This is a genomic window from Stenotrophomonas sp. C3(2023) (assembly GCF_032911385.1).
Classification (GTDB): Bacteria; Pseudomonadota; Gammaproteobacteria; order Xanthomonadales; family Xanthomonadaceae; genus Stenotrophomonas.
In genome coordinates this window covers 3,160,292-3,176,117 of record NZ_JAWJLO010000001.1, presented here as the reverse complement: position 1 = coordinate 3,176,117, position 15,826 = coordinate 3,160,292, and the positions used below count along the sequence as shown (strand labels likewise).

Below are 15,826 nucleotides of genomic sequence, written 5' to 3'. Positions count from 1 at the left end.
TTGCTTCATGCCTTTGCTGTCTTGGTTCAATCGCGACGCTGATCTCACCCGCGCCGCCCTGACCCCATACCGGCTTCTTGAGCCGGTCGCCAAGCTTTCCTATGGCGAAGAAGACTCTCCGAACATGCTCATCGAGGGGGACAACCTCGATGCATTGAAGGCGTTGTTGCCCTACTACGCGGGGCAGGTGAAGTGCATTTTCATCGACCCGCCCTATAACACCAGGAGTGCATTCGAGCACTACGACGACAACCTCGAGCATTCGAAGTGGCTGTCGATGATGTATCCAAGGCTTGAGCTGCTCAGAGACCTTCTCGCTGAGGATGGGTCAATGTGGGTCACGCTCGATGATCATGAAGCGCATTACTTCAAGGTGATCGCTGATGAAGTTTTCGGTCGATCGAACTTCGTTACCGAAGTCGCATGGCAAAAGGTTTTCGCGAAGAAGAACAAGGCGCAGATTTCTGTAAGTCACGATCATCTCTTCGTGTATGCGAAGAAGAAGGATAAGTGGTCGCGAAACCTCGTTCCTAGAACTCAAGGGAACTTGGACTCCTACAAGAATGTCGACAACGATCCTCGCGGAGTCTGGACGAGTGTCGCGTATTCGGTTCCATCAGAGAATGCGGAGAGGCGTGCTGCCTATCGCTACGATATCGAACTTCCTGGTGGTGGTTCCATCGGTCCTCCGGCGGGCCGCCATTGGAACGGGCTGCCTGATCGAACTGCCGAAATGATTGCCGACAATCGCCTCTGGTTCGGCAAGACGGGCACAAGCCGCCCGCGTGAGAAGGTGTTTTTGAGTGAAGGCAACGACGGCGTCGTTCCGGATACGTGGTGGACTCACCAGTTCGCAGGCAGCAATCAGGATGCGAAGAAGGAGATGCTTGCTTTGTTTCCTGACATGGAGCCTTTCTCCACCCCAAAGCCGGAGCAGCTGGTGCGAATGATCCTCGAAATTGGGTCGAACGAAGGGGATCTTGTCTTGGATAGCTTCCTAGGCTCTGGAACGACCGCAGCAGTTGCGCACAAGATGAAGCGTCGCTGGATCGGTGTGGAGGAGGGGGAACACGCGAGGACTTATTGCCAGACCCGCCTCACGAAGGTTGTCGAGGGCGAGAAGGGAGGGATATCCCCCGACATCGGTTGGCAAGGTGGAGGTGGTTTTCGCTTCTACAAGCTTGGAGTTTCAGTCTTCGACGAAGATGGTCACATCCGCGAGAGCATCAAGTTCGAGCAGCTCGCCGCCCACGTCTGGTTCGCCGAAACCGGATCGGCTCGCTCGACCCGTGCCGCTAGGGAAGCGTTCCTCGGCGAGCACGAAGGAGTGGGCTACTACCTGCTGTTCAACGGGATTCTTGGTGATGTCACGAAGGCGGGTGGCAACGTGCTGACCCGCGCGCTGCTTCGCAAACTGCCCAAGTTCGAAGGCCCGAAGGTCATCTATGGGGAGGCCTGCGCGCTGCCCACGGAACAGCTGCGCGAGCTTGAAATCGTCTTCAAGCAGACCCCCTACGACATCAAGGCTCGCTGACTATGGCGCTCTCGCTGAAGATCTACCAAGCACGTGCACTGGCCAGCCTACACGCTTACCTCGACGACGCGCGCCTGAATGGCGCTAAGCAAGCGTTTGAGGACAACGTCGCCAAGGGGTTGATCACCGACTACAAGCCCATGCCGGGCCAGCCTGACGTGCCCTACGTCTGCTTGCGCATCCCGACCGGGGGTGGCAAGACCGTGATGGGCGCGCACATCATCAAGGCGGCGGGCCAGACCATCTTGGAGCGCCAGTTCCCGCTGGTGCTTTGGATGGTGCCCAGCACCCAGATCAAGAACCAGACGCTGGAGGCATTCCGCAACCCTCGGCACCCGTATCGCCAAGAGCTCGATGAGACCTTCGGTGGGCAAGTGGCCATATTCGACGTGGCCGACTTCGCGCAGATTCGCGTGGCTGATGTCGGCACCAAGGTGTGCCTCATCATCGGCACGGTGGCCGCCCTTCGCGTCACCGACAAGGAAGGCCGCAAGGTCTACGACCACCACGAAGACCTCGAGCCGCACTTCGCGGGTTCGACCGTTGACCTCGACTACCTGGACCGCGGTGACAACGGCAAGGCGATGGCGTCGTTCGCCAACCTGCTCAAGCTACACGGGCCGTTGGTTATCATGGATGAAGCGCATAACGCTACGACCAAGCTCTCCTATGAAGTCTACGAACGTCTTGCGCCCCGTGCGGTCGTCGAGCTGACCGCCACCCCGGACGTGAAGAGCTCCAACGTCTTGGTGAGCGTGTCCGCGTTCGAGCTCAAGGACGAAAAGATGATCAAGTTCCCCGTGGTTCTCAAGGAGCACTCGGGGCAGTGGGAAATGGCCGTCAGCAGCTCGGTGGCACGCCGCAAAGCGCTGTCGAAGGTGGCACTGGACGAACCCGACTACATCCGCCCTATCTTGCTCATCCAAGCGGAAAACGCGAAGGGCACGGCCACGGTGGAGGAGGTCAAGCGCCACCTGCTCGAGGTCGACAAGGTGCCCGAGTCCTCGATCGCCATCGCCACCGGCGACCAGCGGGGCATCGATGGAGTAGATCTGTTCGCCAAGGATTGCCCTACTGAAATCATCATCACCAAGCAGGCGTTGAAGGAAGGCTGGGACTGCTCCTTCGCCTACGTCTTCTGCTCAGTCGCTCAGGTCAAGAGTGACAAGGACATTCAACAGTTGCTGGGCCGCGTGCTGCGCATGCCCTATGCCACCGCTCGAAAGCAGGAGGCCATGAGTAAGGCCTATGCCCACGTCACCACTGAGAGCTTCGGCGCCGCGGCAGGCGAGCTCACGGATGCCTTGGTCAGCATCGGCTTCAACCCGCTGGAAGCCGCCGCAGGCATGCGACGCGACCTTGAGCCGGTCGGTGACCTGGATCTGAAGGGTGGTGAGTACCAGGCCATCCCTACCCCCGTTCTGCGCTTGGCGGTCCAGCATGCCCCGGACTTGAGCAACGCCCCGCAAGGCGACCACGAGCGCGTTGTGTTTACCCCCAACGAGGGCAGCGACGGCGGGGTCGTGGAAATCACTGGCGAGGTGGACGAGGCCACGCAGGAAGCGGTAGCGGAAGTTGCGCCGAAGAAGGAGCGCGAGGACGCGCTGGAGAAGCTCCGCCAACACAACAACGTCGCGGTCGCCGCGAAAGCGCCCAGCGAGCATGGCCTCGTGTTCACCGTGCCCCGTCTGTGCTCAGTCGAGCAGGGCGAGTTGGAGTTCATCGATCGCGGCGTCGTCACGGCCGACTTCAAGTGGGACTTGCTCGCCAGCCCACCGGACCTCTCCAGCTTCCGCTTCAATGACGACAGCAAAACCTTCGAGGTGGACCTCGACGGGCAGGGCGTGAGCTACCACCTGGTGAAGGACGACGTGGCCACCTATCTCCCGGGCTTCGCGCAGGATCGCACTGCTGCTGACCTCATTGGCTGGCTGGACCGCGAGGTGCGCGACCACACCATCGCCCAGCCGGTGCTTCGCGAATGGCTTCGACGGTCCGTCGATGGCCTGCTGGAGCGGGGCTTCTCTCTGGGTCAGTTGCTCAAGGGCCAGTTCGTGCTCCGCCGCAAGCTGGCTGAGCAGCTCGCCGCGGCGAAGGAAGCGGCCTTCAAGCAGGGCTTCCAGCAGGCGTTGTTCGAGGGTGGGCTCGAGGTGGTGGTTGGAGACGGCCCCGATCACGGGTTCACGTATCCGGCAGACATGACCGCTTACCCGGCGAATTACTACTACCAGGGGCCTTACCGCTTTAAGAAGCACTACTACCCGTTGCCGGGGGACCTTTACTGGAAGACTCCCAAGGGCACGGTGGGTGAGGAGTTCTTGTGTGCCCAAGCCATCGACATGCTCGATGAGGTGGCGTTCTGGGTGCGCAACCTGGTCAACAAGACGCAGTTCTGGATGCCGACCTCGAAGAACCGGACCTACCCGGACTTCGTGGCCAAGCTCACCGATGGACGGCTGCTGGTCGTCGAATACAAGGGTGGCGACCGGTTTACGGCAGACCAAGAGAAGGAGAAGCGCCTCATCGGTGCGCTGTGGGCCGAGCGCAGCAAGGGGAAGGGCATCTACCTCATGGCGCAGAAGATCGATAGCCAGGGGAACAGCGTCACCGAGCAGATCAAGGCTGCTATCGCGTAATTTTCTTAAACAGGGGGAGCAAAGGAATGGCTGTCTACATATCGCAACTGGACGTTGAGAACTACCGCTCGTGCGTATCCACAACGCTCGAACTCACGAACTTTACGCCTCTGGTGGGCCTGAACAATTGCGGCAAGAGCAACTGCTTGACCGCGCTTCAGTGGCTGGTGCGCAAGGCCAAGTTGGGCGTGGAAGATTTCCATGACCCAGCGCTGCCTGTAACGGTGACTGGCTGCATGACTGGCATCACTGAAGATGACCTAGCCACGCTCGATCCGAAGCACCGGGCGAAGATCGAGCCGAGCGTTCGGGATGGCGTGCTGATGGTGCGTCGAGAACAGCAGGTGCCGGGCGGAGACACGACTCTTCTCGTGGCGGACCCAGACACGGGGGAGTGGGCTCCTAATCCTGCAGGTATTGATAACGCGATAACAGGCCTCTTCCCTGATCCCATCCGCATTGGGGCGATGGAGAACGCGGAAGAAGACGCGAGCAAGGCAAAGACCACTACGACGATTGGAAAACTGCTGGCCAACATGCTTGTGGCCATCCAAGAGCGTCACGAAGCAGACCTTACGCCTCACTTGTCGGCCATCTTCGGGATGGTGTCCGCAGAGGGCGAAGCGCGATTCGATGAGCTAGGAAGGATCGATGATTCCATCAACGGGAAGATCGCTGACCTCTTTCCAGGGATTCGCATCAAGCTCGATTTCCCCGTCCCTCTATTCAACGACCTGATCAAGGCCGGCACGGTTCGAGTCTATGAGGGAGATGGACGAGGTAGGACGTTCGGCTCCTACGGCCATGGCGCGCAGCGCGCCGTTCAAATGGCGATGGTTCGTCATCTAGCGGATCTGAAGCGTGGAGCGGCCGTAGCTGGAGGCGTGACCCTGCTGCTAGTCGATGAGCCCGAGCTCTTCATGCACCCGTTCGCTGTCGAACAGGTTCGCGAAGCGCTACGAGCCTTGTCCCAGGCCGGCTACCAAGTGGTGTTCTCCACGCATTCCGCCCAGATGATCCTCGCGAAGGACGCGAAGAACGCGTTGTTGATGACGAAGAAGCACCCGCATGGGACGAAAGCCCGGCCAAGGCTGCTGTCGGTGGTCGAAGGGCTTGTCGCTAACCCCACGCACCAGTTGCATCAGATCTTCAGTCTGACCAACTCATCGCAGGTGCTGTTTGCCGACAAGGTTGTGCTGACTGAGGGTAAGACCGAGCTCCGCCTGCTGCCTAGCCTCTTTCAAGCGGTCGCTGGAAAAACACTGGGGCAATCATCTCTCGCGATAGTGCCCATGAGCGGCGTATCGGATACGAAGAAGTCGATGGAGGTTCTTGCGGCGCTGGGTTTGCCAGCGTGTGCGATCGTGGATCTCGACTACGCTTTCCGGCACGCAGAGAAGCACGGATTCCTGACGGCAGACGACCCCGACGTTTCTGCGTGCAAGGCACTTCTCCAAGGCCTGGCTGATGATGGCCTGATCACTTTGGATGAAGGTGGTCTTCCGAAGAAGGGGGTGCAGGGGCCGGCGTCCAAGGCTTTCGAGTTGCTCGCGGAGCAGGCAATAGCCACCCCTCACATCGATGCGCTGGTGGTGAAGCTGCGCGAGCAGTCCATTTGGCTTTGGAGTAAAGGGGCCATCGAACCTCACGTCGGTCTTGAGGATAAGAGCGAGAGCGCTTGGCTCACTTGCCAGATCAATATCGAAAATGACGGCGTGGACATTGCCTGCGCCGATTCGGTAGGGGTTCGCGCTTTAGTGAATTGGCTTGTCGAGATACCTAGCGAGCTTCAGGAAGAAGCGGCATGACCTCCAGCCGGGATCCCCTTCCGTGCGGCGCCAACCGATAGATGTTCGTCTACTGCCAAGCGTGAATTTATGGATGCGCCACAAGGGCCTGCTGCCGTTGCGGCGCATCTACCTGCCGCAGGTGCTGGAAGCCGATTGAAGTCGTGTCGACGCGGTACACCAGCGGTACACTCATCAGTTCCGGGTGTCTTCGCCAAACTGCGCCAAGTTGCTGATTCGAAAGTTCTTTGCTCTTTTCTGGGCTGCGCTATACTTCGCTTCAGAATCAGTAACTTACTGATTTGATTGGCAACTCATAATCCCTTGGTTCCAGGTTCGAATCCTGGTGGGCCCACCAACCGAGTAGCTTTTGGCGATCGCTCTGTCCCAAAGCACCATAAGTTGGCCGCTTCAGACGATACACGATCAGAAGAAAAGCGAGATGATGTCCGCACGGCGGAGCAATGCGGACGGGCTTTGAGTCGGTTGCCAGCACCTTGCGGGCACCTGCCAGCGCTTGCAGCCAAGGTATGTGTGCGCGTAAGGGCTGTGGACGTCGTCATCGCTGATGGCGCAGGCCATGCTGCCAAAGCACCACTTCGGAGGCTGGACCGGCCAGACTTCCGTAGACACTCATGAGCCGCTTTGCGCATAGCGCCGTTCAAACTCTACAGGGGCCAGGTCGCCAGCGTCGCGCTGAAGCCGCGCTGCGCGCACGCCGGGCAGAGCCCGGCGCTACGGCGTGACGATCCACGGTAAGCCGGGGTGCTGCGTAGCTCGCGGGGCAGAGCCCGGCGCTACGATTGGCAGGTCACCAATGCGATGCTTACTTGAACTTGTAGACCACGTTCATGGTGGTCAGGGTGTCGGTCTTGCGCTTGTCTTCGGACACGTCGCTGTTGTGGCGTGCCTGCCAGCCGGCCTTCAGCGCGAGGTGTTCGTTCATGCTCACCGACACGCCAAGATCGTTCTGCGCGAAGGTGTTGTACGAGCCTGATTCCACCAGCAACGTATTCACCAGGTCGGTGTTGGCGGTCAGCGAATACTTGATGTCGAAGAAGCCACGGCCGATCAGGCCGGTGCGGGTTTCGTCGGTCTCGCTGTTATGGGTGCGGCGCACACCGGGACCGATCTGCGCGTCGAGCGAGAAACGGTCGTTGTCCCACAGGCGCGTACCGTAACCCAGACCGAACGAGCTCTGGCGGTCATAGGTGGCGAAGTCATCGCGTTCAAAACGCAGGGTCGCGGTGATCTGGCGGTGTTCGCCCAGCTGCAGCGCGCTGCCGGCGCTGCCGGTGTAGCGATTGGCGGTCGTATTGCTGACGCGGCTGGTGGTGCCGTCATCGTTGGTCCGGGTCGATTCGGAGCGCGAACGCAGGCCGAACAGGTCCAGGCTGTGAACCCAGTCATCGTCGGTGTAACGCAGGCGCAGGCGGCCGTTGAAGCTCTCGGTGTTGCTGTTGCCGCGCGCCGAGGCGAAGCCCAGTTCGCCGCCGCTGCCGCTCCAGGGGGAGGTCATCGCCGCCAGTTCAGCGGCATCCTGGGCCATGGCCGCAGGCGCGGCGATCAGCAATGAGAGCAACACGGGGGCACGCAGGGACATCGACGGGTTCTCCTAGGGGGCGGCTGGCTGGCCGCCGATGATACCGTGTGTACCCGACTGCCTCGACCTTGCTCCACACCGTGCTTCAGCAGCAGTTGGCGCATCTGGCCCCTCAGGGCAGGGGCACCTGCAGGCCCGCGTCGTTCAAGTGGCTGTAGCGCAGCGTGATGCGGTACGGCTTGCCCTGGTTCAGGCCCTCGCGCTGGATCTGCCGCAGCAGCCCGTCCCCGCCGATCCAGTACTGCAGCGTCTCGCTTCCCCCTTGCCCGGTGATGCGGTAAACCCGTGCGGATTGGCCGTCCAGTGTCGCGCTGCCACGGTCTTCGACGGTGGCGTCGCGCAGCTGCGCATCGGCGGGCACGGGGCTGCGCCACTGATCCAGCAGGCCTTCGGGCACCGGCATCTGCTGCACACGGTCGGCCGCCTGCAGAAACAACGTGTCGCCGATGATCGTCTGCACCCCGGCCGGGGTCTCCAGCTGGTAGCGATCCGGGGCGACGAAGGTCATGCGGGTGCGCAGCACCTGGTCGGCCTGGGCGCCGTGCAGGGTCATCTCGGCATGGAAGGCGCGCAGGCCGGCAAAGCGTCGGCTGGCCTCGATCACTGCCTGCGCGGGGTCGGGGTTGACCGCCAGCGGCGCGGCGGGATCGGGCGTGCGCTCGCAGCCGGGCAGCGCAGCGCCGGTCAGCAGCAGGAGCAGCAGGGAAAGGGGATGCAGGCGCATGTCGGGGCGGTCGGGGGCGGGGCGGCCCACGATAGCCGATCATGCCCGCACAATGACGCCGACTCGGACATAATCGAGGCCATGGACCGATACGAACGCATTACTGCACTGCATCGCCTGCTCAAGGCCGCCCGTTACCCGGTGACAGTGGCTACGCTGCAGGACAAGCTGGGCTGCTCGCGGGCAACGGTATACCGCGACCTGGCCTTCCTGCGCGACGCGCTGATGGCGCCCATCGAGGGGGATGGCGAGGCGGGCTTCCGCTACCAGGCCGACGAGAGCGATCGCTTCGAGCTGCCCGGGCTGTGGCTGAGCTCGGAAGAGCTGCACGCGCTGCTGGCCTCGCAGCACCTGCTGGCCCGCACCGGCGGTGGCATGCTGTCCTCGGTGCTGGCGCCGCTGCAGCAGCGCATCGAGGGCCTGCTGGCCGCGCAGGCGGGGGTGTCGAGCTGGCCGGTGGACCGGGTGCGGGTCATTCCGCACCGGGGGCGCAAGTTCGATGAGGCCAGTTTCCGCAGCGTGGCCTCGGCCGTGCTGGAACGGCGCCAGCTGACGTTCGAATACCGCGCACGCTCCACCGACGAGCCGACCCGGCGTACGGTATCGCCGCAGCGGCTGACCCATTACCGCGACAACTGGTACCTCGACGCGTGGGACCACGACCGCGACGCGCTGCGCAGCTTTGCCGTGGACCGCATCAACAAGGCCAAGGTGTCAGCCGAAGTGGCCGCCCGCGATGTCGCCGATGCCGAGCTGGACGAGCAGCTGGGTGCCAGTTATGGCATCTTTTCCGGCCCGCCCAAGGGCTGGGCGACCATCGTGTTCAGCGCCAAGGCCGCGCGCTGGGTGGCCGATGAGCACTGGCATTCCAAACAGCAGGGCCGCTTCCTGGCCGACGGCCGTTACGAGCTCAAAGTGCCCTACAGCGTGTCGCGTGAGTTGTTGATGGACGTGCTGCACTATGGCTCGGACGCCGAGATCATCGAGCCGGTGATGCTGCGCGAGCAGGCCAAGGCCTTGCTCGCACTGGCCCTGAGCAGTTACGAATGATGTCCCCTTCCCCCAGAGCGGAACCCCGATGAAGAAGACGCTGTTGTTGTCCCTGTTCGCCGCCGTGGCACTGAGTGCCTGCGGCAGGTCCGGCGATGCCTCGCAGAAGCTGGTGGTGGCGGCCACTGCCGTGCCGCATGCGGAAATCCTCGAGGTGGTCAAGCCGCTGCTGAAGGAGCAGGGCGTGGAGCTGGACGTGCGCGTGTTCAACGACTACGTGCAGCCCAACGACCAGCTGGTGCAGAAGCAGGTGGATGTCAATTATTTCCAGACCGAGCCCTACCTGGACGCCTACAACCGCGACCGCAAGACCACGCTGACCACGGTGGTCGGCGTGCACATCGAGCCCTTCGGCGCCTACTCGCGTAAGGTGAAGTCGCTGCAGGAGCTGCGCGACGGCGCCGATGTGGTGATTCCTAATGACCCCAGCAACAACAGCCGCGCCCTGATCCTGCTGCACAACGCCGGGGTGATCGAGTTGAAGGATCCGACCAATGCGCTGTCGACCCAGCGTGACATCGTCGCCAACCCGAAGAACCTGAAGTTCCGCGAGCTCGACTCGGCCATGCTGCCGCGCGTGCTGGACCAGGTGGATCTGGCGCTGATCAACACCAACTATGCGCTGGATGCGGGCCTGAACCCGACCCAGGACGCACTGGCGATCGAGAGCAAGGATTCGCCGTACGTGAACTTCCTGGTGGCGCGTGCGGACAACAAGGACGATGCGCGGGTGCAGAAGCTGGCAGCGGCTTTGACCAGCGCGGAGGTGAAGTCCTTCATCGAGCAGAAGTACAAGGGCGCGGTATTGCCCGCCTTCTGAGTGGACAGGGCTGCGCGGGATGCCCTGCGGCCCGCGTACGCACGGCGACGGGGCTGTCCCGGCAATGCAGCAGCGCAGCGTGTCTGCGCTGTTCTGCGTCATGGCAGGGCAGCGGCGCCGTGTCAGTGGAACGCGAGAGTCGCGGCGACGGCCTGTTTCCAGCCGGCGTACAGCGACTCGCGCTTTGCCGGGTCCATCTGCGGTTCGAAGCGCTGCTGCACGGCCCACTGCGCGCTGATCTGCTCGCGGCTGCTCCAGAAACCGACAGCCAGGCCCGCCAGATAGGCGGCGCCGAGCGCGGTGGTCTCGGTCAGGCGGGGCCGCTGTAACGGTACGTCGAGCAGGTCGGCCTGGAACTGGGCCAGAAAGTCGTTGCCGATCGCGCCGCCGTCGGCGCGCAGGACGCTCAGCGCAATGCCGGCGTCTGACTGCATCGCCTCAAGTACATCGCGCGTCTGGTAAGCCATGGCCTCCAGAGCGGCACGCGCCAGGTGCGCCTTGCCGGTGCCGCGGCTGAGGCCGAACATCGCGCCGCGCACATCGCTGCGCCAATAGGGTGCACCCAGGCCGACGAACGCCGGGACCAGGTAAATGCCGCCGCTGTCCTCCACGCTCTGCGCGAGCGCCTGGGTTTCAGCGGCATGCTGGATCAGCTGCAGGCCATCACGCAGCCACTGCACCACCGAGCCGGCGACGAAGATCGAGCCTTCCAGCGCGTACTCGACCTTGCCATCCAGCCCCCACGCCAGTGTGGTCAACAGGCCATTGCGCGACCGTACCGCCCGCTCGCCGGTGTGCATCAGCATGAAGCAGCCGGTGCCGTAGGTGTTTTTGACCATGCCGGGCTGGAAACAGGCCTGCCCGAACAACGCGGCCTGCTGGTCACCGGCGATGCCGGCGATCGGAATCGGGTGGTCAAAGAAGAAGCGCGGGTGGGTATGTGCGTAGATCTCGCTGGAACTGCGTACCTCCGGCAGCATCGCAGCGGGGATGTCCAGCAGCGCGAGCAGTTCCGGGTCCCACTGCAGACGATGGATGTCATACAGCAGCGTGCGTGCCGCATTGCTGTAGTCGGTCACGTGCGCATTGCGACCACTGAGGTTCCAGACCAGCCAGCTGTCGATCGTGCCAAACAGCAGCTCACCGCGCTCGGCGCGTTGCTGGGCGCCGGGAACGTGGTCGAGTATCCAGCGGATCTTGGTGGCCGAAAAATATGCGTCGATCAGCAGACCGGTACGGTCACGCACCAGCGCCTCGTGGCCCTGTGCCTTGAGCGCCTCGCAGATGGCATTGCTCTGCCGCGACTGCCACACGATGGCGTTATGGATCGGCTGGCCACTGGCCTTGTCCCATACCACCGTTGTCTCGCGCTGGTTGGTGATGCCGATGGCGGCGATCTGGCGCGGGTCGATCTGCTCGCGGCTGAGCAGCTCGGTGATGGTGGCATAGACGCTGGTCAGGATCTCGCGCGGGTCATGCTCCACCCAGCCGGGCTGCGGGAACAGCTGCTGGAACTCGCGCTGTGCGCAGCCGGCCACCGCGCCGTCCTGGTCGAAGAGCAGGGCGCGCGAGCTGGTGGTGCCCTGGTCGATGGCAAGGATGTAACGCGGCTCCATGGCTTGGAGACTCCGTGCAGTGGTCAGAGCGGTCATTGTGCGTGATCGCGCACGAGGGCGCGTCGGCGCGCCGGCAGGAAAGGCCGGATCAGCCAATGATGGGCTGCGCCGCCGATGACACCGCCGAGCAGGGGGCCGACAATGGGAACCCACCAGTAATGATCGGTACCGGGCAGCGCGGCACGGCCCCAGCCGGCCAGCCAGGCGAACAGGCGCGGGCCGAGATCGCGCGCCGGGTTGATCGCCCAGCCTTCCAGGTGGCCAGCGCTGGCACCGATGCATGCCACCAGCAGGCCGATCATCAGTGCACCGCCATTGGCGCCGGGCGCGGCCTCGTTGTAGCGCTCGGTGATGGCGAAGATGCCAAATACCAGCAGCGCGGTCAGCAACACCTGATCGCCCAGTGCGTGCAGCGGCGTGATGGCCAGTCCGGGCGCAGTGAAGAACACACCGGCCGCGCCGCCCTCGGTGCGAAGCACGCCGTGCAGCTGGGTGTAGTGGTCGATCACCGGGTGGTAGAGCTGGTAGACCAGCAGTGCGCCCATGAAGGCGCCGGCCAGCTGCGCCACGCAGTAGGGCAGCACCCGCGGCCACGGAAAACCGCGGTACAGGGCGAGTGCGAGGGTGACAGCCGGGTTGGCGTGGGTGCCCGATACCGATGCAGTGGCATGGATGGCCAGGGTGACCGCCAGCCCCCAGGTGATGCACAGTCCCCAGTACGCCTGCTGGTAGGGACTGGGGTCGTAAAGCAGGTACATGGCCGATGCGGAACAGCCGATGCCCACGATGATCGCCGTGGCGATCGCCTCGCTGATGAGCTCGCCAAGCCGTTGTTGAAGATCAGTCATCGCCGTCTCCTGGAGTCGGGAGTGCGGTGGGAGGATGCTGCTGCAGCCACGCTGTCAGGCGTGCCTGCTGTGCGTCGTCGAGCAGCAGGCCCAGCTGGGTCCGGCGCCACAGTACGTCGTCGGCGTGCAGCGCCCACTCGTGATCGCGCAGATAGCGCACCTCAGCGGCGTACAGGTGCCCGCCGAAGTGCTCGCCCAGCGCCTCCAGCGAGCGCGCGTCGCCGATGATGTGCGCAGCGCGGCTGCCCTGGCTGCGTGCCCAGCGCTGCACCAGCGGTGCAGGCAGCCACGGCCAGGTATCCTGCAGCCACGCCGCCACTGCGGGCGGTGGCCCACGCTCCCCACCCGGCAGGGGCCTGCCGTCGCGGGTCCAGCCCGGCCGCCGGCCCGCCTCGTTGCCCAGCAGCAGGTCCACCGCACGTTCGGCAAGAAGACGGTAGGTGGTCAGCTTGCCGCCTGCGATGGTCAGCAGGGGCGCGCTCTCCAGATCCAGCTGCAGCCGATAACCGCGCCCGGCCGCGCTCGGCCGGTCTGCGGACGAGGCCAGCAGCGGGCGCACCCCACTGAAGCTGTGGAAGATGTCGGTGGCAGAAACCGGGTGCACGACGCTGCGGTTGACCGCAGCGCAGAGGTACTGCCGCTGTGCATCGTCGATGATCGCCTGGGCCGGATCGCCGGTGTAGTCCACATCCGTGGTGCCCACCAGGGTGAACCTGTCCTCGTAGGGAATCGCAAACACGACGCGCCCATCGGGCTGCTGCAGCAGCAGCGCATGGTCGTGGGGGAACAGCGCCGGCACCACGATGTGGCTGCCCTGCACCAGGCGCAGCGGCGGCGCGGCGGCCAGGTCCAGATCGTCGGCGAATGCTGCCGCCCACGGGCCGGTGGCGTTGACCATGGTCCGTGTCTGCACGCGGTGCCAGCGGCCGATGCTGTCTTCCAGGGTGACGTCCCAATGGCGCTGGCGGCGATCAGCGAACACACAGCGTGTGCGTGTCCACACCTGCGCGCCCAGTGCGTGGGCGTCGATGATGTTGGCCAGAACCAGCCTTGCGTCATGCACCTTCGCATCGCAGTAGGTGAAGCCGATCCGGTTGCGGTCACGCAGCCCCTCGCCCACAGCATGCTGGTCCAGCCGCAGGCAGCGATGGCGGGGGAGTGCCGTTCGCCCACTGCCAAGCTGGTCGTACAGCCACAACCCCGCACGCAGCATCCAGGCTGGGCGCAGTGTCGGCTCGTGCGGTATCAGAAAGGGCAGGGGGGTGACCAGATGCGGGGCGGTACGCAGCAGGATCGCGCGCTCGACCAGGGCTTGCCGTACCAGTGACAGGTGGCCCTGCTGCAGATAGCGCAGGCCGCCGTGAATCAGTTTCGAGCTGGCGCTGGAGGTGTGCTGGGCCAGATCGTGCTGCTCGCACAATGCAACACGCAGGCCGCGCCCGGCCGCATCGCGGGCGATGCCCGCGCCGTTGATGCCGCCGCCGACCACCAGCACATCAAGCACGATCCAGTACTCCGCAGGCCTGCACTGCATGCAGCGTAAGACCCCGGACCTGCTGCAGGCCCGGTGGGCGTCGCAGCGCTGTAATCTCGGTGCGAACCGGGCGGACTTTGTCGGCGCTGGCGTCAAACCTCCGCCGATGCCATTGCACTAACGACAACGGGCCCCGAAGGGCCCGTTGCATCACACATGAAACTGACGGTGCGGCTTAGAAGCGTGCGCCGATGCCGAAGCCGACGGTCCACGGATCCAGCTTCGCCTTGACGCCGGTACCGGCGCCATCGACGGTCACTTCCGGACGGCCGTGCATGTAGCGGGCATCGGCGCGGGCGAACCAGGTCGGGTTGATGTTCATGTCGATGCCGACGGTGCCGATGGCGCCCTTGGCATTCTTCAGGCCGATGTGGCCGACGGTGTCGGCAACGGTCAGCGACTCATTGCTGAAGTTGGACTCGTAGTAACCGGCGCCCACGAACGGACGGAACACGTTGTCAGCCTGGCCGAAGTGGTACTGGCCGCTCAGCGCGATCGGCTGCTGCTCGGCCTGGCCGAGACGGGCATTGCCCGGGCCGATGGCGCGGTGGGTGATCTTGTCGGCAGCGCCCCACAGCTCAACGGCCCAGTTGTCGTTGATGTAGTAGCTCAGGCTCAGGGTCGGCGCCGGGCCACCCTCGGTCTTGTTGACGATGCCGTCGACTGCCTTGTTCTTGGTCTCCAGCAGGGCAACGCCGCCGACCACGGCGAAATGCTTGCCCGAGGCGGTTTCATTGGCCGGCACCGAGGCGGTGGTGGCGTCGCGCTCGGCGGTGGTGGCGTAATCCTGGGCGAAGGCGGCCGGGGCAGCGGTGGCGGCCAGCAGGGACAGCGAGAGAACGGTGAGGGAACGCATGGGGAGCTCCTTGGGTTTCTTGAGGGAATCCCCGGTTGGCGGGGCGAGGTCACCCTATTCGCTGAAACATGAATCGAATCCGACGGACGTTAAAAAAAAGTTGTCCGTGTTCAGCAAAGCCCCGCCAGCCCTTGTGCCGCCGTCATTCCTTTACCATTGAGAAATTCATGAAAGTGGCTGAGATGTGACTGACAACGACATCTGTATCGGCCTGCCAGCGCAGATCGACGCGGCATGCAGGGTGCTCGTGCTGGGTTCCATGCCCGGCAGCGCATCGCTGCAGCAGGCGCAGTACTACGCGCATCCGCGCAATCGGTTCTGGCCGTTGATGGCGCACGTCTGTGGCGTCGATGCACTGGCGCCTTACCCGCAGCGGCTGCGCGCGCTGCTGGAGGCCGGCATCGGGTTGTGGGACGTGATCGGGCGTTGTGAGCGTCGCGGCAGCCTGGATGCGGCCATCGTGCGTGGCAGCGAAGTGCCCAATCCATTGGCGGACGTACTGGCCGGACTGCCCCGGCTGGCGCTGGTGGCCTGCAATGGTGCCACCGCCCATCAGGCGTATCAGCGCCATGTCGCGCCTGTGCTCACCTGTGCCGTGCCGGTGCTGGCGTTGCCGTCCACCAGCCCGGCCAACGCAGCCTTCAGCCTGGACCGGCTGCGCCAGGCCTGGCAGCCGGTGGCCGATGCCTTGGCCGCAACGCGCTGACCGGGCGGAGACAATACGCCACCGACTGGTGCGCGCAGCAGCCCGGCAGCAGTGACGTTGGTGGCCCTGCAGACACGGTGTGTCCCGGGACAGTGACGATCTAAATTGTCTG

At 63.9% G+C, this 15,826-nt stretch carries 12 protein-coding genes; 6 read left to right on the top strand and 6 right to left on the bottom strand.

The window, feature by feature from the left end:
* Window positions 1–7: 7 nt before the first annotated feature.
* The 3 genes from RZA67_RS14090 to RZA67_RS14080 are packed head-to-tail and all read left to right on the top strand — an operon-like array spanning window position 8 to window position 5,978.
* Window positions 8–1,534 carry a site-specific DNA-methyltransferase gene (locus tag RZA67_RS14090; RefSeq protein ID WP_317213353.1) on the top strand — a complete coding sequence of 509 codons (1,527 nt, stop codon included), beginning with the start codon at window positions 8–10 and terminating at the stop codon, window positions 1,532–1,534.
* 2 nt (window positions 1,535–1,536) lie between these two features.
* Complete coding sequence (locus RZA67_RS14085; protein WP_317213352.1) at window positions 1,537–4,170, top strand: DEAD/DEAH box helicase family protein; 2,634 nt, start codon at window positions 1,537–1,539, stop codon at window positions 4,168–4,170.
* Between the two features lie 26 nt (window positions 4,171–4,196).
* The gene (locus RZA67_RS14080) at window positions 4,197–5,978 is read left to right on the top strand and encodes an AAA family ATPase (RefSeq protein ID WP_317213351.1); all 1,782 of its coding nucleotides are present in this window, start codon (window positions 4,197–4,199) and stop codon (window positions 5,976–5,978) included.
* Between the two features lie 805 nt (window positions 5,979–6,783).
* Here RZA67_RS14080 and RZA67_RS14075 read toward each other — a convergent pair.
* A complete protein-coding gene (locus RZA67_RS14075; protein WP_317213350.1) occupies window positions 6,784–7,560 on the bottom strand; it encodes a DUF481 domain-containing protein in 777 nt (258 codons plus the stop codon).
* A gap of 112 nt (window positions 7,561–7,672) precedes the next feature.
* Window positions 7,673–8,284 carry a hypothetical protein gene (locus tag RZA67_RS14070; RefSeq protein WP_317213349.1) on the bottom strand — a complete coding sequence of 204 codons (612 nt, stop codon included), beginning with the start codon at window positions 8,282–8,284 and terminating at the stop codon, window positions 7,673–7,675.
* Window positions 8,285–8,365: 81 nt separating this feature from the next.
* Here RZA67_RS14070 and RZA67_RS14065 point away from each other — a divergent pair, with 81 nt between their 5' ends.
* Both RZA67_RS14065 and RZA67_RS14060 read left to right on the top strand, forming a co-directional pair.
* Complete coding sequence (locus RZA67_RS14065; protein ID WP_317213348.1) at window positions 8,366–9,334, top strand: YafY family protein; 969 nt, start codon at window positions 8,366–8,368, stop codon at window positions 9,332–9,334.
* A 28-nt stretch (window positions 9,335–9,362) separates the two neighbouring features.
* Window positions 9,363–10,154: a MetQ/NlpA family ABC transporter substrate-binding protein gene (locus RZA67_RS14060; protein WP_317213347.1), complete on the top strand. Its 792-nt coding sequence runs from the start codon at window positions 9,363–9,365 to the stop codon at window positions 10,152–10,154.
* 122 nt (window positions 10,155–10,276) lie between these two features.
* Here RZA67_RS14060 and glpK read toward each other — a convergent pair whose 3' ends face one another.
* The 4 genes from glpK to RZA67_RS14040 all read right to left on the bottom strand — a co-directional run bounded on the left by glpK (window position 10,277) and on the right by RZA67_RS14040 (window position 15,008).
* Entirely contained in the window at window positions 10,277–11,770 is a 1,494-nt protein-coding gene (gene glpK / locus RZA67_RS14055) for a glycerol kinase GlpK (protein ID WP_317213346.1), read from the bottom strand.
* Window positions 11,771–11,802: 32 nt separating this feature from the next.
* Window positions 11,803–12,618: an MIP/aquaporin family protein gene (locus RZA67_RS14050; protein ID WP_317213345.1), complete on the bottom strand. Its 816-nt coding sequence runs from the start codon at window positions 12,616–12,618 to the stop codon at window positions 11,803–11,805.
* Window positions 12,611–14,152: a glycerol-3-phosphate dehydrogenase gene (gene glpD / locus RZA67_RS14045; protein ID WP_317213344.1), complete on the bottom strand. Its 1,542-nt coding sequence runs from the start codon at window positions 14,150–14,152 to the stop codon at window positions 12,611–12,613. The genes RZA67_RS14050 and glpD overlap by 8 nt, the downstream gene beginning before the upstream one ends.
* A gap of 175 nt (window positions 14,153–14,327) precedes the next feature.
* Window positions 14,328–15,008 (bottom strand): OmpW family outer membrane protein, encoded by a 681-nt coding sequence (locus tag RZA67_RS14040; protein ID WP_317213343.1) that lies wholly within the window; start codon window positions 15,006–15,008, stop codon window positions 14,328–14,330.
* Window positions 15,009–15,192: 184 nt separating this feature from the next.
* Between RZA67_RS14040 and RZA67_RS14035 the strand changes: the two genes are divergently transcribed.
* Window positions 15,193–15,714 carry a DNA-deoxyinosine glycosylase gene (locus tag RZA67_RS14035; RefSeq protein ID WP_317213342.1) on the top strand — a complete coding sequence of 174 codons (522 nt, stop codon included), beginning with the start codon at window positions 15,193–15,195 and terminating at the stop codon, window positions 15,712–15,714.
* Window positions 15,715–15,826 lie beyond the last annotated feature (112 nt).